Raw genomic sequence first — 15,339 nt, 5'->3', positions numbered from 1 at the left:
AGACTCACATGACGCATGTTGTTGTTGTTGGGGCTGGCCAGGCGGGATCTTCGCTTGTCGCCAAGCTGCGGAATTCAGGCTTTGAGGGCGAGGTGACCCTGATCGGGGCAGAAACTGCGCCGCCATATCAGCGGCCCCCTTTGTCTAAGGCCTATTTGCTGGGTGATATGGCGCTGGATCGGCTCTATCTGCGGCCTGAGAGTTTTTATTCCGACAACAACATCACGCTGCGCTTGGGTACAGAGGTGACGGGGATTGATCCGGTATCCAAAGCCATCGCGATTGGCGATGAAATCCTGCCCTATGATGAACTGGTCCTGACTACAGGCTCCGCGCCTCGTCGCCTGCCCGCCGCGATTGGCGGAGACCTTGAGGGCGTCTACACAGTGCGCGATTTGCCGGATGTCGACGCGATGGCACCAGAGTTTGTCGAAGGTAAGTCGGTGTTGATTGTGGGCGGCGGATACATCGGGCTTGAGGCGGCGGCTGTGGCGGCCAAGAAGGGTTTGAACGTGACGCTGGTCGAGATGGCGGATCGCATTTTGCAACGCGTGGCCTCTCCGCAGACGTCGGATTATTTCCGGGCTCTGCACATGGGTCATGGGGTGAATATTATCGAGGGCGTAGGCCTGTCGCGATTGACCGGCGAAACCCGTGTTAGTGGGGCGGAGTTGGCGAATGGGACCACTCTGGACGTTGATTTCGTCATTGTTGGCGTTGGGATCGTACCGGGGACAGGTTTGGCAGAAACGGCTGGTGTTGCCCTGGACAACGGGATCAAGACAGACGCCGAGGGCCGCACATCGGTCGACGGTATCTGGGCCGCAGGGGATTGCGCGTCTTTCCCCTACAAAGACACGCGTATCAGGCTTGAGAGCGTGCCAAACGCCATCGATCAGGCCGAAGTGGTCGCGCAGAACATTATGGGCGCAGGCAAGACCTATGTTGCGACGCCGTGGTTCTGGTCGGATCAATATGACGTCAAACTACAGATCGCTGGTCTGAACGCGGGCTACGACAACGTGGTGACGCGCGATATGGGCGATGCTGGTATTTCCTTCTGGTACTATCAGGGCGAGACTTTGCTGGCCGTCGATGCCGCCAATGCGCCGCGAGATTACATGGTGGCCAAGCGGTTGATTGAGGCTGGGAAGTCTCCGTCGGCGGATGTGGTCTCGGATCCATCAACGGTGCTCAAGGACTTGCTGAAAGCGTGAGGATTATTGCAGGCTCTTGTCGTGGCATCGCCCTTGCCTCGGTTGGCAAAGGCGATGCGGGCGCGCATCTCAGGCCGACGACGGATCGGGTGCGCGAGAGCCTGTTTAATGTCTTGATGGGCGGTAAATTCGGGGATCCGGTTACGGGGGCTCGGGTTTTGGATCTGTTCGCAGGCACCGGCGCATTGGGTCTGGAAGCTCTGTCGCGCGGGGCTGAATTTTGCACTTTTGTGGACGATGGGCGCAAGTCGCAAAGCCTCATTCGGCAGAACATCAAGATCACGAAACAGGGGCAAGCGTCCCAAGTTGTGACACGGGATGCGACACGATTGGGGGAGAACAGTGGCGCACCCTGTGATCTGGTATTCTTAGACCCGCCTTATGGCAAGTCACTGGGAACAAAAGCGCTTTTAGCCGCAGAAGCCGGTGGCTGGATCGCGCCGGAGGCGTTGATCGTTTTTGAGGAAAACGCGCCTCAGGACGCGCCGGAAGGGTTCCAGTTGCTGGATCAACGCCGCTATGGCGACACGCATGTGACCTTTTTGGAAAACTTGACTTAGGGGCTTTGCCCCTCGGTTGCAGGATCTGCCGATCCTTCCACCTCACCCCAGGATATTTGGGGCAAGAGAAAGATTAGCCGTAGGTCGGGTGGAATTTTCCAGCTGGAGAAAGGGTGAAGATCTCAAACCCATCCGACGTCACGCCGATGGAGTGCTCAAACTGCGCCGACAGGGATTTGTCGCGGGTCACGGCCGTCCAGTCATCGGCCAACACTTTGGTCTCTGGGCGGCCCAGATTGATCATGGGCTCGATCGTAAAGAACATGCCTTCTTCGAGCCGCGGTCCGGTGCCCGGACGACCGTAGTGCAAAACGTTTGGCGGAGAGTGGAACACACGGCCAAGACCGTGGCCGCAGAAGTCGCGGACGACGGACATGCGTTGCGCTTCGGCGTAGGTTTGGATGGCGTGGCCAATATCGCCAAAGGTATTGCCAGGTTTGACGGCTTCGATGCCCAACATCAGCGCATCGTGGGTGACTTGGATCAGCCGTTCTGCCTTGCGCGGCAATTTGCCTGCGACATACATGCGGCTGGAATCTCCGAACCAGCCGTCGGCGATGACTGTGACGTCGATATTCAGGATATCGCCGTCCTTGAGTTTCTTGTCGCCCGGAATGCCGTGGCAGACCACATGGTTCACGGAAATACAGCTGGCGTGCTGATAGCCTTTATAGCCAATGGTCGCGGATTTGGTGCCGTATTCGATGACTTTGGCTTCGATGATCCGGTCGATCTCGCCCGTGGTTTGACCCGGGAAAACATGGTCCGCGATCTCGTCGAGAATGCGCGCGGTGATCTGGCCTGCGTTATGCATGCCCGCGAAATCCGCCTCTTGGTGGATCGTGATACCGTCGCGTGTTTTGCCTGCCTTGAGGATCATAAAGGCGCTCCGAAAGTCTTTGTTGCCCCTTACTTAGGGTTTTCTGACGGAAAGGACCAGAGGGGCTATTTCCGAAACGGCAAGGGGCGGCCGAGCGTGATCGCTTGAGGTGAGATTTGGCAGTCATAGGCGAGGACTTCGACGCCGGCATCTAGCGCCATGTCAAAGGCCTCGGCATAGGTCGGATCGATGTCTTTTGCGAGCGTGACGACCTCAGCGTCGGTGCGTTGCACCAGATAAAACATCAGGGCGCGGTGGCCTGATTTGGTCATTTCAACCAGCTCATGCAGGTGCTTGGTGCCCCGCGCGGTGACGCTGTCGGGGAATTCGGCGATGCCGGCCTTGCGCGATAGGGTCACGGATTTCACTTCGACGTAGAGATCGGGGCCGTTGCCCGATAGCAGGAAATCCACGCGGCTATTTTGGCCGTATTTCACTTCACTGCGCACGGTTGGATGGTCTGCGAGTTCAGGCACCTCATGGGCCATGAGTGCTGCTTTGAGCGCGCGATTTGGCACCGAGGTATCGACGCCTGTAAAGTGACCGTTCTCATGATCCACCAAACGCCAGCCGTATTTCAGCTTTTTCTTGGGATCATCATTCGGTTCGAGCCAGATTTTTGTCTCGGGATCCTTCAGCCCCAACATAGAGCCCGGGTTGGCGCAATGGGCTGTGATTTCGCGGCCGTCCTCAAGCCGCGCATCGGCGAGAAAGCGTTTGTAGCGTTTGATCAGGCGGGCAGGGATAAGGGGGGTCGTGAACTCCATGAGGCCTGCCTAGCGCATCGGTGGGCTCATGAACATCGCTTTCGGCTTGTGTGACGCGCGGGGCGGGCTATCTTGCCGCTCAAAGGAGACGCCCATGCCAAATCCCACCGCCGCGATGCTTGTGATCGGAGATGAAATCCTGTCTGGCCGGACGCGAGACGCCAATATGCATTACCTCGCGGGGCAACTCACAGAGCGTGGAATTGATCTGAAGGAAGTGCGCATTGTTGGCGACGAAGCCGCTGAGATCACAGGGGCCGCGAAGGTTCTGTCTGAGCGTTATGACCATGTGTTCACCTCGGGCGGTATCGGGCCGACCCATGACGATATTACAGCCGATTGTATTGCAGCGGCCTTTGATGCGCCGATTGATGTGCGCGATGACGCACGTGCGCTGCTCGCGGATTTTTATGAAAAATCCGGGCGCGAGCTGAACGCCGCGCGGTTGCGGATGGCGCGGATCCCGGATGGGGCGGCGTTGATCGACAACCCCGTGTCGGTGGCCCCGGGGTTTTCTTTGCAAAACGTGCATGTGATGGCGGGGGTGCCGAGCGTCTTCAAAGCGATGGTGGCCTCTGTTCTGCCGACCTTAACGGGAGGCGCGCCTTTGTTGTCTGAGACCTTGCGCGTCGTGAAAGGCGAAGGCGACATCGCAGGGCCTCTTGGTGTGTTGGCAGAGCAATTTGATGATCTTTCGTTCGGCTCTTACCCGTTTCAGCAAGACGGCATCTATGGGGCGAACCTAGTGGTGCGCGGCACCGATGAAACTCGCCTGAACGCCGCTATGGATGCTTTGCGGGAGACCTTCGCATGACGCTCCCCAGTGTCCAGACGCTCTATGAGGTGACAGAGGCCACTTGGCCGCAGGCCTCGAATTGGCAAGAGGCTGGGTTCACCATTCGCGATGGTCAGGGCGGTGGCAAACGGGTGTCTGCGGCGACTTTGGCTGGGTCTTTGGACGATGGGGATATCGAGGTCGCCGAGGCGGCAATGCGTGCTCTGGGCCAAGCGCTGTTGTTCATGCTGCGCGACGGTGAAGGCGGGTTTGATGCGGAATTGGCAGACCGGGGCTATGAGGTCATCGATCCGGTCAATCTCTATGCCATTGAGGCCAAAGACCTCGCCCGCGACGACATCCCGCGTACGATCGCCATTCCTGCTTGGGAACCTTTGCGCATCATGGAAGAAATCTGGGCCGAGGGCGGCATTGGGCCTGCGCGGATAGAGGTGATGCGCCGGGCATGCTCTCCGAAAACCGGGATCGTGAGTCGGTTCAACGACAAACCCGCTGGCACGGCCTTTATGGCGATGCATCAGGGGATCACCATGCTGCATGCGCTCGAGATTTTGGGCACGCAAAGGCGCAACGGGTTAGGACGCTGGGCCATGCATCGCGCGGGCAATTGGACGCTCCAGAATGGCGGCCACACCGTTTCGGTTCTTTGCACAAAAGCAAATGACGCAGCGAATGGCTTGTATCAAAGCTTGGGAATGTCCCTGATTGGCGCGTATCATTATCGCATCAAACCGGAGTAACCCATGTCTGACAAAACCACAGCGCTTGATTTGCCGATGGTCGATCCACTGCCCGAGGCCACCGCGAAGTACTTTGGGATTTGCGAAGAAAAACTCGGCATGGTGCCCAATGTGCTGAAGGCGCATGCCTTTGACATCGACAAACTGAACGCCTTCACCGCGCTTTATAACGATCTGATGCTGGGCGAGAGCGGCCTCAGCAAACTCGAACGGGAAATGATTGCCGTGGTCGTCAGCTCGATCAACAGTTGTTTTTACTGCCTTGTTGCCCATGGCGCGGCCGTGCGCGAATTGTCCGGCGACCCGGCGCTGGGCGAGATCCTGCATATGAACTACCGCGCCGCAGATTTGTCGGATCGACACCGCGCCATGCTGGATTTCGCAGCCCAAATCACCGAGGCCAGCAAAACTGTGCAGGAAAGCGATCGCCAACGGCTTCGTGATGCCGGTTTTACAGACCGCGACATCTGGGACATTGCCAATGTGGCCGGTTTCTACAATATGTCTAACCGCGTGGCCTCGGCCACGGGCATGGTGCCGAACCCGGAATATCATTCGCAGGCCAGATGACCTTAAAAGCTGCTCTTGTCCCTCTGATCCTGCTGCCTTTGCCCTTGGCAGCCTTAGAGATCGCTATGCCTGAGGGCAGTGCAGTTCAGTTTGAGAGCTTTGAGGAAACGGCCAGCTACGGGCTGCCCGATGCGCCCTATCAGGACGGCTATCTGTCCACCCGTCGCGTCAACGGCGAGGTGACCAAACAGGTCTGGGGCCTCACGGGCTCAGCCAGCACGGAGCAGTTGATCGAACCTCTGCGCCGCCAAATCGAAGCAGGCGGCTATGCGATCATGCTGGATTGCGATTCTGATAGTTGCGGCGGGTTTGATTTCCGCTTCAACACAGACGTCGTCCCCGCGCCGGATATGTTTGTGGACCTTCAGGATTTTCGCTTTGTTTCGGCCCTGAAAGAGTCTTTCACCGGCAGCGAGGCGATCTCGGTGTTGGTCAGTCGCACAGCCGATCTGGGTCTGATGCAGATCATTTCGGTGGTGCCGTCTGAGGCCGAAGCAGAGCTGCCACTGTCGTCAGGCATTTCGCTGGGCACCATCAGCGCGACCCCTGTGATCGCACGCGGGTCCACAATCCTAGCGTTGCGGACGGGAGGCCGCGCCGTTCTAAGCGACCTGAGTTTTCAAACTGGCTCCTCCCAACTGGCGGATCTGCCGTTCCAATCCCTGCGCGATCTGGCGAGTTTCCTTGCCGAAGACCCCGCGCGCCGGATCGCCCTTGTCGGGCACAGCGACAACGTCGGCAGTTTGGACAACAATATGAAACTGTCCGAAAAACGCGCGATGTCGGTTGCGGAGTATCTGATTGATCGGCTTGGAGTCTCTGCCGATCAGATCGACTCTTATGGCGTTGGGTTCTTGTCGCCACTTGCGACCAATGCGAGTGAAGCAGGCAAGACCTCTAATCGCCGCGTTGAGGCGGTGCTCCTCAATCCCTGACCGGTCTTTCCTCGCCAAACAGGCAAAAAAAGCCCCGCATGATGCGGGGCCAGTCGGGCTTGGATGAGCCTGGGAAAAAATGGATTTGTGTTCGGGTGGGTCTTACCAGTCGGTAGGCCCCTTATCGGCATAGGCGTTCACCAGGAAATCGATGAAGGCACGCACCTTGGGCTGGGTGAACCGACCCGGAGGATAAACCGCGTAGATGCCTTGGGTTTCCATCGGCAGATCAGGGATCGCATCCTCGACCAGACCTTGTTCCATGGCATCCGCGTAAAGGAAGCTTGGCAAGTAAGCGATGCCCAGACCCGCAATGGCTGCGTTCAGCAGGGATTGCCCGTCGTTGACAGACAGCCAGCCGGCCGTGCGGACCTGACGTTTCTCGCCAGAGGGGGCTGCCAGTTTCCAGACCGCGCCATTGGACTGGCTGGAATAATGCAACAGCTTGTGTTCATTCAGATCGTCGATTTTCTGCGGACGTCCGTATTGTTCGAAATACTTCGGGCTCGCGATCATGCGACGTGTGGTTTCTGTGAGTTTGCGTGCCCGCAGAGAGCTGTCTTCCAGCTCGCCAATGCGGATCGCCATGTCAAACCCTTCGGAGATCAGCTCAACGTAGCGGTTGTTCAGCACCATATTCACCGTGATGTCCGGGAATTCCGCGAGGAAGTCGCCCAGAACTGGCGAGAGGTGGTTCACACCAAAATCCGTTGCCACCGAGATGCGCAACAGGCCCGAAGGCGCAGATTGCATCGATGTCACCAGCGCGTCAGCCTCACCTGCGTCATTGAGAACACGGCGGGCACGGTCGTAATAGGCCAGACCGATCTCGGTCGGGCTCACACGGCGTGTGGTGCGGTTTAGCAAACGGGCACCCAGACGTGCTTCGAGGCTCGAAACATGTTTGGAAACCGCGGATTTAGAGATGCCCATCTTTTTCGCGGCATCAGTGAAGCCGCCTTGGTCAACGACCGTGGCAAAGGCTTCCATTTCCGTTAAGCGATCCATTTTTCGTAATCCTTGTGGCTACTGCTCGACACAAGTTTTGACGGTGAAATGGGGCACGATCTGGGCACATCACTGACAATATCGGGAAATTACCAAGGATCGTTAATGGCACGGAAACAGACGGTCACAATTCGGCAATGCTGCGTTCAGTCATTGGAAACAAAGACAAAAATGCTTTTTCCCCATCGGGGGTAAAGGTTACGACCCTGCTGTTTTCCTCACGTTTCGCCCAATTTAAAGCGATAAAGCGCGATAAAATGGCGCGACCAAGCTGTCCGGCCAAATGCGAGAACCGCGCGCTCCAGTCCAGACATTCGCGGCATAGGGGCGCTTTGCTTGTGGGCAGCGCGTCCAAGTCTATGCCCAATTCGGAAACAAAGGCATGGCCCGCTTTGGTCAGGATCAACGACTCATCGCTGGGCTCAAGCAATCCCTCGGCGACCATCGAGCGATACATCTGCACGCCCATATCACCCGCTAGGTGGTTGTAGCAGACACGCGCCTTTCGCATGGCGCTGTCCTTTGGGCCGGTGCGCTTGCGCAGATGCCCTGCACCGGCGGCCAGACCCATAAGGGCCTCAAGCACGCCGGCAACTTCATCACTGACCAAGTTGAAATACTTGTGCCGCCCTGATTTGCGGGCTGCAACCAACCCCCCATCCGTCAGTTTCGCAAGATGGGCAGAGGCTGTTTGTGCTGTGACACCCGCCTCAAAGGCAAGTTCCGTCGCGGTCAACGCCTTTCCGCTCATCAAAGCGGTCAGGATGTTGGCGCGGGCAGGGTCTCCGATCAAAGCGGCGATCTGGGCGATGTCTGGTCCTTCTTTCATACTTCGATCATGGGCGAAGCATGTGAGGGCGTCAAGCTGCTAGACACAAACCCAAGCAAAAGGAGCCAATCATGCTGACATGTATTATCAGGTATCAAATCGACCCCACCAAGAAAGCGCAATTCGCCCAATATGCGCGCAGCTGGGGGCAGGCCATCCCGCGCAATGGGGCCGATCTGATCGGCTACTACGCGCCCCACGAAGGCTCAACGACCCTGGCCTATGGCATATACAACATCGAAAGCCTTGCGGCCTATGAGGTCTATCGCCAACGCCTTGCCGCCGATCCCTTGGGTCGCGAGAACTATGAATTCGCCCAACGCGAGAAATTCCTCTTGCGCGAAGACCGCACCTTTCTGACATTAGCTTCAGCGCCACACGGAGACGCCACATGATCGCTGTCATCTTTGAAGTTGAAATCGCCGAAGGACGTCAGGACGACTATCTTGAAATCGCGGCTGATCTGAAACCGATCCTCGAGCAAGTCGACGGCTTTGTCTCGGTGGAAAGATTCCAAAGCCTCAGTACACCTAGGAAACTGCTCTCCTTGTCCTACTGGCGTGACGAGGAGGCCGTAAAGGAATGGCGCGCGCTGTCCAAACACCGCGATGCGCAGGCCAAGGGGCGCGCAGGGGTCTTTGAGGGCTACCGCCTAAAGGTGGCGTCGGTTCTGCGTGACTATGGGATGCATGATCGAACAGAGGCCCCGTTCGACAGCCAAACGGTGCATGGCTAAGCCCAACCATCACACAAAAGTTTATGCCAGTTCCCACAGCTTCAATGAATGGAATATGTGAATCTACGGTTGCCCGTGCTAAAAATAAATCAGGCAATACATAAGAAGAGCAGATGCCAGATCCATTCATCTCTGAGGTCAAATACCTCGGAGGCGCAAATGAAGATTTTATCGAGGTCGCGGTCGATGCGGGTTTTGATGTCACCGGGCTTCAGGTCACGGTCTATCAAAGCAATGGCAACCCGCGTTCTATAAGCGATCTGTCTGACCTCACGCCGACCACTGTGAATGGCAAGGACGTCTATGTTCTGGAAAATGGAGACGCCACGAATTTCAACGGCGTCGCCTTTCACCAAGGGGTCTCGCTGACACAGGACGGCACGACTTATTCTTTCGTTTCATTTGACGACACATCCTCAACAATCACCGCGCAATCTGGCCCCGCCGCGGGAGATACCTCTGTGGACGTAGGGCAGGCACCCAGAGGTTCTTCGCTTGAGACCACAGATGGCGGGCAGACTTATTTTACCCAAGACACTCCGGATGCAGGAAATGTGACCTGTCTGGTCAAAGGCACCTGGATCCAGACCACAAACGGGCCAGTGAAAGTCGAGGATCTGGAGGTCGGCACGCAGGTGCTTACCTTTGATGGCGAAGCCAAGCCGCTGCGTCAGGTTTTTACCCAAAGCGTCGATAAAGAAACGCTGGCATCCGAACCAAAGATGTCTCCGATCCGAATAACCGCCGGCGCTTTAGGCGCTGGGCTGCCGTCTGAGGATCTCTTGGTCTCGCGCCAGCATCGTATGGTGGTGTCCTCGCAAATCTCCGGTCGCATGATGGCGCAAGAGGACGTACTGGTCCCCGCGTTGCGTCTGACCGCGTTGCCCGGCATTTTTGCGGATGAGACCCTGTCGACCGTGACCTACTACCACCTCTTGTTTGATGCCCATGAGGTGATCTTTGCCAATGACGCGCCAACCGAAAGCTTTTTCCTTGGGGCAGAGGCCCTGAGTGCATTGCCCCCCGAAGCGCTCACCGAATTGCGCGAGATCTTTCCCGATCTGACATTGCCGATGCAGATCAAGGACTCAAAACTGCCCATCCCTGATGCGCGCGTGCAGGCTGCTTTGGTCAACCGGCATGCCAAAAGCAGAAAAGGCCTGCTGAGGAAGCAGGCCCTTTAATCTAGTTCAGCTTGTAGCGGTGGCCTAAAACCCAGCCGCCAACCGTACACCCTGATTGATCGCGCGTTTCGCGTCGAGTTCTGCGGCCACATCTGCACCGCCGATCACATGACATGTGACACCCTCGGCCTCCAGCGCATCCGCGAGTGAGCGATCAGAAAGCTGACCTGCGCAGATAACAACGTTGTCGACCGCAATCACCTCAGGGTTTTCGCGCGCCTCGCCGTAGCTCACGTGCAGACCCTCGTCGTCAATGCGCTCATAGTTCACACCACCCACCATGCGCACATCTTTCATGCGCAAGGCCGCGCGGTGGATCCAGCCGGTGGTCTTACCAAGGCCCTTGCCAAGTGCCTTGGCCTTGCGCTGCAACAAAGTGACCTCACGCGCGGCGGCGTGGGGCTGAGGTCCCTCGGGGGCAAGCCCCCCACGCTCTTCGCCGGGATCGGTGACGCCCCATTCTTTCATCCAGGCGGGCAGGTCTTCGGTGAGGCTCTCGCCCTCGTGGACAAGGAACTCAGAGACATCAAAGCCGATGCCCCCCGCGCCAATCACGGCGACGCGCTTTCCGACAGGTTTCTTGTGTTTGAGCACATCCAGATAGCCCAGAACCATCTCGTGATCCTGTCCCGGAATCCCCGGATCGCGCGGCGTGACTCCGGTGGCGATCACCACCTCATCAAAGCCCGCTAGATCATTCGCGCCTACCTCGCGGCCAAGCTGAATATCGACGCCCAGATCCTTGAGCATCACGTCATACCAATCAACAAGCCCCCAGAATTCTTCTTTGCCGGGGATCTGTTTGGCCACATTCAACTGTCCTCCGACTTTGTCATCACGATCAAAGAGCGTCACCGAATGGCCGCGCTCTGCCGCCGTCATTGCGGTCGACATGCCCGCAGGCCCTGCGCCGACGATAGCCACTTTCTTAGGCGTGTCCGTGGGCGTAATCACCAAATCGGTTTCAAAACACGCGCGCGGATTCACCAAACACGACGTCATCTTGCCGCTGAAGGTGTGATCCAGACAGGCTTGGTTGCAAGCAATGCACGGTGCGATGGTATCCGCCCGCCCGGCGATAGCTTTGGCCACAAACTGGCTGTCCGCCAAAAACGGACGCGCCATCGAGACCATATCCGCGCAGCCCTCAGCCAAGACACCCTCGGCCACTTCGGGCGTGTTGATCCGGTTGGACGTGATCACCGGGATGCCCACTTTGCCCATGAGCTTCTTAGTAACCCAGGCAAAGGCGCGACGCGGCACCGAGGTCGCAATCGTTGGAATACGTGCCTCATGCCAGCCGATGCCGGTATTGAGGATCGTCGCGCCCGCCGCTTCGATAGCTTGCGCCAACTCCACGACTTCTTCATGCGTAGACCCATTGGGCACCAGATCGATCATCGAGATCCGGTAGATTATGATGAAATCTTCACCCACGGCCTCACGACAGCGGCGCACCACCTCGACTGGAAGACGCATACGGTTCTCATAAGACCCGCCCCAGCGGTCTTCGCGTTTGTTCACATGGGTCACGAGGAACTGGTTCAGGAAGTAGCCCTCAGACCCCATGATCTCGACCCCGTCATAGCCCGCCTCACGCGCACGAAGCGTCGCGGTGACGAAATCTTGGATCTGTTTCTCGATACCCTCTTCATCCAGCTCTTTCGGAGGGAAGGGCGAAATCGGAGATTTGACCGGAGAGGCCGACACGCAATTCGGCCCATAGGCGTAGCGACCCGCATGCAGGATCTGCATCGCGATCTTGCCACCTGCGTCATGGACACGGTCCGTCACCACCTTATGGTTCGCGATATCGTCGTCGTTAAAGAGACCAGCCGCCCCCGGAAATACGCCGCCCTCAACGCTGGGGGCCATGCCGCCCGTCACCATAAGGCCAACTCCGCCACGGGCGCGTTCGGCATAGAACTCGGCCACACGGTTCCAGTCTTTGGTTTCCTCAAGCCCCGTGTGCATCGATCCCATCAACACGCGGTTTTTCAGCGTGGTGAAGCCCAGATCAAGCGGGGCGAGCAAATTTGGGTAACTGGTCATCATGGCCTCCTCAGACAGACTCCAACCCTGCCCAGAAAACCTGACATTGTCAGGGGGCAACCTCACGTCAGTTCTGGAAAAGAAACGCTAGGTCGTTTCCACGCAATGTCGGCGGAAGGCGCGTTTGAGCATGTCCAGCTCGGCCCGCAACAGATCCATTTCGGCGCGAATGTCTTCGGCCACGGCCTCGCCTGCGATGATCGAAAAGCTTTCCAGCGTTTCGCCCGAGGATTTCTCGCGGATCAGGAAGGTATGCACGCCGTCGGCAATCGCGGTCGATGGGATCGGAATACGCAGGATCCAGCGATTGTCACCATTCGGGATCAGCGTCACATGGTCCAGCAGCTTTTCGAGAAGGGTCACTTCAATCGCAGGCGCAATACCGTCGGTCTTTTTCGAGGTGATCACCCCGTCCCAGACGCCTTCGAACAATCGGGTCTTGGTCAGCGTAAAGGTACTCATGCTCTGATCCTCATATCTCGGCGCGCAGGCGGCGGCTGAAATTCAGATCCCGCAGGATCACTTGGTTCATCTCGGGGCCTTCGAAAATCAGATCGATCCAGGCTTTCTCAAGCTGTTTCTCATTGAGCTGCGTATAGGCGAGGTCAAACTCGACACTGATTTCCTCTTGGTTCAGCGGCAGCTCGCGGACGATCTGTTCGGTGTTGGGGCCATGTTTCACATTCAGCCGCGCAAAGATTTCGAGCGGCTTTTCCATTTCCACAATCGTGGACATCCGGACCACATGGTTGCGGCACAGGCCCTCAAGCGAGTCCTCGGGCATATCCAGCACCAGCGACAGGAAAGAGCCGTCAAAGCCGAAAACATCCATGCGCAGTCCGTAAGGCGCGAGATCCTTTTCCCGTGTGTTGCGCAGCTGGCGCAGGGTCAGTTCGGAATACTTGCAGTCGTGAAACAGCACGACCTCATCCCCGAGGGATTGCTTGGACTGAACCGAGACCATTCCCTTGGACGGCAGGCTTTCCCGCCAGATCGCCGGACGCCAGGACCAATCGGTGCCATGCGGCTTGAAGAAGGAATTCGACCCGATGACCGGCAAAGCCAGCTGCCCATCCGCGACCGAGATCACCTCGTCCAGATGCGCCCGCAGACGCCGTGCTTGGGTTCGGCGGGTCTTGAGAGGCTCAAGCTCCATGTCCCGCGCGTGCTGCGCGGTTGAGGACCAATAGCTCGTCAGACCCCGCTGGATCATCCTGTGAAAAACACCGCCCGGATATGCTGCCATGTGCTCGCGACCAAAGATTTTTACAACGACCCTGACTGCTCTTGTTTGGCGAACAATCTATTTTTGATGCCGTTATTGTTTCGTCTTTAGTTTTTTTGACGCAATCCGGTGAAAAAATCAAATACCGATCCGCTCTGTTTTACAGAAGATTCGACAGAACCGGGGGCTTGCGCAACCACAAGGCTGTTTGGATCAATCTCTGGGCTTTCTGCGTGGATGTTGGCGGCCAGTTCAGACAAGAGGCTCGGTCCGCGGGTTAGGGCCATCTCGCTGTAGGGGGGACCAAAGGCCGCGAGGCTCACGACACGTCCATTCACGATGGTCATCGCGCGCCAATAATGACTGTCAGCACCGGGCACCAAACGATCTCCGCCGTCTTCTATCAAAACGGAAACAAGCTTGCCCCTTCGCTTGGGTTCGCCAAAGGCTTCGAGCCCGTCCAACAAGTCAGATGTCGATGGAGGATTGGGACTGACGGCACCAACAGACACCGTTAAAAGCCCACGTTCATAGGGCTCTAGCCGCGTTTGCGCTTTGCGCAGGACATTGCAATCGCCCAAGAGAACAAAGTCGCTCGAAGACCGGCTGCTTTTGTCAACGCAATAGCCCTCGGGTGCGCGCACGATGACTGCGCCCTTCACCAATTTGACCCGTTCGCGTTGCCGCGCGCGGTTGAGCAGGTCAATGGATCGCGTGGAAATCGACACATCCCGGTCCTGGAAAGACGCGCTTTGGCCGGGCAGGGACAGGCATCCCCCTAGCACCATCACAGCGCAAAGGATGATTCCCCGTGAGAGTGTCGTCACCTTGGACGGCATATCTGTCTCCATCAGCTCGCTCACTGGAATATGCAGCCCCACGCTGTTCTAGCAAGCCTCCCCCTCGACCATAGAAGCAAAAAACGCTACGGCTGGCTACATGTCAGCCTACGACCCACATCACATTCTGGCCAAAGAGGCCTTTCCGCATTCCGGGCTTTTGCGCCTGTTTTCTGGCATCGTGCTGCTGTTTATCGGTACGATCGCGCTGCAGGTCGCTCTGGTGCGCGCGATGGAGCGTGCTGGCATGGGGTCTCTCTTGCGCGACAGTATCAGCGGCGCCACAGCGCAAGGCACGCTGATCGCGCTGTTCACCTTCGTGATTCCTTTCATGGTGCTTTGGGTCGTTTTGCGGGGCCTGCACAATCGTGCGATTTCTGGCGTCATAGGGCCGATCTCTTTTGCTGTGCGTGATTTCTTTCGCGTAATGATTGCTTTGGTGATTTTTGCGGCCATCGTGCTTGTCCTACCTGTACCAGAGGCCATGCGCCCAGCCAGCCAGCTTGGGTTTTCAACTTGGCTGATGTGGCTGCCGCTCGCTTTGGTTGGGATCCTGCTGCAAGTGTCCTGCGAGGAATTTATCTTTCGCGGCTATATGCAAAGCCAATTGGCGGCGCGTTTCACGAATCCTGCGATTTGGATTTTTGTGCCCAGCTTTATTTTCGGCCTCGTGCATTACGCGCCCAGCATCTATGGCGAGAACGCAATTTTCGTTGCCGGATGGGCGTTTTTGTTTGGTCTTGCAGCGGCGGATATCACGGCGCGCAGCGGCTCGTTAGGCCCCGCAATCGCGATGCATTTCGTCAATAATATCATCGGCATCCTGATCGTCGGCACGCCCGGTCATTTGTCTGGCCTTGCCCTTACGGTTTTACCCTTCGGGCCCGACAACACAGAGCTTGTGCGCCAGTCCATGCTGGTCGAGCTTCCGGCCCTCTTGTGCATGTGGCTTGCGGCGCGTCTTGCCATCAAGCGTTGATTGCAATTCCCGCTGCGTCAGC

At 57.5% G+C, this 15,339-nt stretch carries 18 protein-coding genes; 10 read left to right on the top strand and 8 right to left on the bottom strand.

Going from position 1 to position 15,339, the window contains the following annotated elements; genetic code table 11:
• The first annotated feature begins 8 nt into the window (after positions 1 to 8).
• Together WG622_RS11045 and rsmD are read left to right on the top strand one after the other, a co-directional pair.
• Positions 9 to 1,217 carry an NAD(P)/FAD-dependent oxidoreductase gene (locus WG622_RS11045; RefSeq protein ID WP_339403628.1) on the top strand — a complete coding sequence of 403 codons (1,209 nt, stop codon included), beginning with the start codon at positions 9 to 11 and terminating at the stop codon, positions 1,215 to 1,217.
• Complete coding sequence (gene rsmD, locus WG622_RS11040) at positions 1,214 to 1,777, top strand: 16S rRNA (guanine(966)-N(2))-methyltransferase RsmD (RefSeq protein ID WP_339403627.1); 564 nt, start codon at positions 1,214 to 1,216, stop codon at positions 1,775 to 1,777. Before WG622_RS11045 ends, rsmD begins: the two co-directional genes overlap by 4 nt.
• Positions 1,778 to 1,850: 73 nt before the next feature.
• Here the strand turns inward: rsmD and map are convergent, their stop codons facing one another.
• Both map and sfsA read right to left on the bottom strand, forming a co-directional pair.
• Positions 1,851 to 2,657 carry a type I methionyl aminopeptidase gene (map, locus tag WG622_RS11035; protein ID WP_339403626.1) on the bottom strand — a complete coding sequence of 269 codons (807 nt, stop codon included), beginning with the start codon at positions 2,655 to 2,657 and terminating at the stop codon, positions 1,851 to 1,853.
• A 65-nt stretch (positions 2,658 to 2,722) separates the two neighbouring features.
• On the bottom strand, positions 2,723 to 3,424 hold the full coding sequence (gene sfsA / locus WG622_RS11030) for a DNA/RNA nuclease SfsA (protein WP_339403625.1): 702 nt from the start codon (positions 3,422 to 3,424) through the stop codon (positions 2,723 to 2,725).
• Between the two features lie 94 nt (positions 3,425 to 3,518).
• Between sfsA and WG622_RS11025 the strand changes: the two genes are divergently transcribed.
• From WG622_RS11025 to WG622_RS11010, 4 genes are read left to right on the top strand one after another with little or no spacing between them, the layout of a single operon-like run.
• A complete protein-coding gene (locus WG622_RS11025; RefSeq protein ID WP_339403624.1) occupies positions 3,519 to 4,238 on the top strand; it encodes a competence/damage-inducible protein A in 720 nt (239 codons plus the stop codon).
• Entirely contained in the window at positions 4,235 to 4,960 is a 726-nt protein-coding gene (locus WG622_RS11020) for a GNAT family N-acetyltransferase (protein ID WP_339403623.1), read from the top strand. The genes WG622_RS11025 and WG622_RS11020 overlap by 4 nt, the downstream gene beginning before the upstream one ends.
• Before the next feature lie 3 nt (positions 4,961 to 4,963).
• Complete coding sequence (locus WG622_RS11015) at positions 4,964 to 5,530, top strand: peroxidase-related enzyme (RefSeq protein ID WP_339403622.1); 567 nt, start codon at positions 4,964 to 4,966, stop codon at positions 5,528 to 5,530.
• Positions 5,527 to 6,465, top strand: a complete 939-nt coding sequence (locus WG622_RS11010; protein ID WP_339403621.1) for an OmpA family protein — start codon at positions 5,527 to 5,529, stop codon at positions 6,463 to 6,465. Before WG622_RS11015 ends, WG622_RS11010 begins: the two co-directional genes overlap by 4 nt.
• Before the next feature lie 102 nt (positions 6,466 to 6,567).
• On the opposite strand, the gene WG622_RS11005 is transcribed toward WG622_RS11010, so the two are convergent.
• Both WG622_RS11005 and WG622_RS11000 read right to left on the bottom strand, forming a co-directional pair.
• Positions 6,568 to 7,473: a LysR family transcriptional regulator gene (locus WG622_RS11005; RefSeq protein WP_209355211.1), complete on the bottom strand. Its 906-nt coding sequence runs from the start codon at positions 7,471 to 7,473 to the stop codon at positions 6,568 to 6,570.
• Positions 7,474 to 7,597: 124 nt separating this feature from the next.
• Entirely contained in the window at positions 7,598 to 8,302 is a 705-nt protein-coding gene (locus WG622_RS11000; RefSeq protein WP_339403620.1) for an ArsR/SmtB family transcription factor, read from the bottom strand.
• 71 nt (positions 8,303 to 8,373) lie between these two features.
• Between WG622_RS11000 and WG622_RS10995 the strand changes: the two genes are divergently transcribed.
• The 3 genes from WG622_RS10995 (at position 8,374) to WG622_RS10985 (ending at position 10,222) form a co-directional block, all read left to right on the top strand.
• A complete protein-coding gene (locus WG622_RS10995; protein WP_339403619.1) occupies positions 8,374 to 8,697 on the top strand; it encodes an NIPSNAP family protein in 324 nt (107 codons plus the stop codon).
• Positions 8,694 to 9,038: an antibiotic biosynthesis monooxygenase family protein gene (locus WG622_RS10990; RefSeq protein ID WP_339403618.1), complete on the top strand. Its 345-nt coding sequence runs from the start codon at positions 8,694 to 8,696 to the stop codon at positions 9,036 to 9,038. The genes WG622_RS10995 and WG622_RS10990 overlap by 4 nt, the downstream gene beginning before the upstream one ends.
• A gap of 113 nt (positions 9,039 to 9,151) precedes the next feature.
• Positions 9,152 to 10,222 carry a Hint domain-containing protein gene (locus WG622_RS10985; RefSeq protein ID WP_339403617.1) on the top strand — a complete coding sequence of 357 codons (1,071 nt, stop codon included), beginning with the start codon at positions 9,152 to 9,154 and terminating at the stop codon, positions 10,220 to 10,222.
• A 24-nt stretch (positions 10,223 to 10,246) separates the two neighbouring features.
• On the opposite strand, the gene WG622_RS10980 is transcribed toward WG622_RS10985, so the two are convergent.
• From WG622_RS10980 to WG622_RS10965, 4 genes are all read right to left on the bottom strand, one after another.
• Positions 10,247 to 12,274, bottom strand: coding sequence for an FAD-dependent oxidoreductase (locus WG622_RS10980; protein WP_339403616.1), 2,028 nt, complete (start codon positions 12,272 to 12,274; stop codon positions 10,247 to 10,249).
• A gap of 87 nt (positions 12,275 to 12,361) precedes the next feature.
• Entirely contained in the window at positions 12,362 to 12,736 is a 375-nt protein-coding gene (locus tag WG622_RS10975; RefSeq protein ID WP_209355216.1) for a hypothetical protein, read from the bottom strand.
• Positions 12,737 to 12,746: 10 nt separating this feature from the next.
• Positions 12,747 to 13,520, bottom strand: a complete 774-nt coding sequence (locus WG622_RS10970; RefSeq protein ID WP_339403615.1) for a DUF6478 family protein — start codon at positions 13,518 to 13,520, stop codon at positions 12,747 to 12,749.
• 86 nt (positions 13,521 to 13,606) lie between these two features.
• Positions 13,607 to 14,350 (bottom strand): hypothetical protein, encoded by a 744-nt coding sequence (locus WG622_RS10965; RefSeq protein ID WP_339403614.1) that lies wholly within the window; start codon positions 14,348 to 14,350, stop codon positions 13,607 to 13,609.
• Positions 14,351 to 14,438: 88 nt separating this feature from the next.
• On the opposite strand from WG622_RS10965, the gene WG622_RS10960 reads away from it, so the two are divergent.
• Positions 14,439 to 15,317, top strand: a complete 879-nt coding sequence (locus WG622_RS10960) for a CPBP family intramembrane glutamic endopeptidase (protein ID WP_339403613.1) — start codon at positions 14,439 to 14,441, stop codon at positions 15,315 to 15,317.
• The last annotated feature ends 22 nt before the right edge of the window (positions 15,318 to 15,339 follow it).

The sequence above is a fragment of the Cognatishimia coralii genome (assembly GCF_037478305.1).
Taxonomy (GTDB): domain Bacteria; phylum Pseudomonadota; class Alphaproteobacteria; order Rhodobacterales; family Rhodobacteraceae; genus Cognatishimia; species Cognatishimia coralii.
Note: the sequence above shows the minus strand (reverse complement) of the source record. Positions and strands in the feature narration are given on the sequence as shown.

Coding starts and splice junctions, on each gene's coding strand:
- WG622_RS11045 (WP_339403628.1), top strand. CDS start 9: ATGACGCATGTTGTTGTTGTTGGGGCTGGCCAGGCGGGATCTTCGCTT.
- map (WP_339403626.1), bottom strand. CDS start 2,657: ATGATCCTCAAGGCAGGCAAAACACGCGACGGTATCACGATCCACCAA.
- sfsA (WP_339403625.1), bottom strand. CDS start 3,424: ATGGAGTTCACGACCCCCCTTATCCCTGCCCGCCTGATCAAACGCTAC.
- WG622_RS11025 (WP_339403624.1), top strand. CDS start 3,519: ATGCCAAATCCCACCGCCGCGATGCTTGTGATCGGAGATGAAATCCTG.
- WG622_RS11020 (WP_339403623.1), top strand. CDS start 4,235: ATGACGCTCCCCAGTGTCCAGACGCTCTATGAGGTGACAGAGGCCACT.
- WG622_RS11015 (WP_339403622.1), top strand. CDS start 4,964: ATGTCTGACAAAACCACAGCGCTTGATTTGCCGATGGTCGATCCACTG.
- WG622_RS11010 (WP_339403621.1), top strand. CDS start 5,527: ATGACCTTAAAAGCTGCTCTTGTCCCTCTGATCCTGCTGCCTTTGCCC.
- WG622_RS11005 (WP_209355211.1), bottom strand. CDS start 7,473: ATGGATCGCTTAACGGAAATGGAAGCCTTTGCCACGGTCGTTGACCAA.
- WG622_RS11000 (WP_339403620.1), bottom strand. CDS start 8,302: ATGAAAGAAGGACCAGACATCGCCCAGATCGCCGCTTTGATCGGAGAC.
- WG622_RS10995 (WP_339403619.1), top strand. CDS start 8,374: ATGCTGACATGTATTATCAGGTATCAAATCGACCCCACCAAGAAAGCG.
- WG622_RS10990 (WP_339403618.1), top strand. CDS start 8,694: ATGATCGCTGTCATCTTTGAAGTTGAAATCGCCGAAGGACGTCAGGAC.
- WG622_RS10985 (WP_339403617.1), top strand. CDS start 9,152: ATGCCAGATCCATTCATCTCTGAGGTCAAATACCTCGGAGGCGCAAAT.
- WG622_RS10980 (WP_339403616.1), bottom strand. CDS start 12,274: ATGACCAGTTACCCAAATTTGCTCGCCCCGCTTGATCTGGGCTTCACC.
- WG622_RS10975 (WP_209355216.1), bottom strand. CDS start 12,736: ATGAGTACCTTTACGCTGACCAAGACCCGATTGTTCGAAGGCGTCTGG.
- WG622_RS10970 (WP_339403615.1), bottom strand. CDS start 13,520: ATGGCAGCATATCCGGGCGGTGTTTTTCACAGGATGATCCAGCGGGGT.
- WG622_RS10965 (WP_339403614.1), bottom strand. CDS start 14,350: ATGGAGACAGATATGCCGTCCAAGGTGACGACACTCTCACGGGGAATC.
- WG622_RS10960 (WP_339403613.1), top strand. CDS start 14,439: ATGTCAGCCTACGACCCACATCACATTCTGGCCAAAGAGGCCTTTCCG.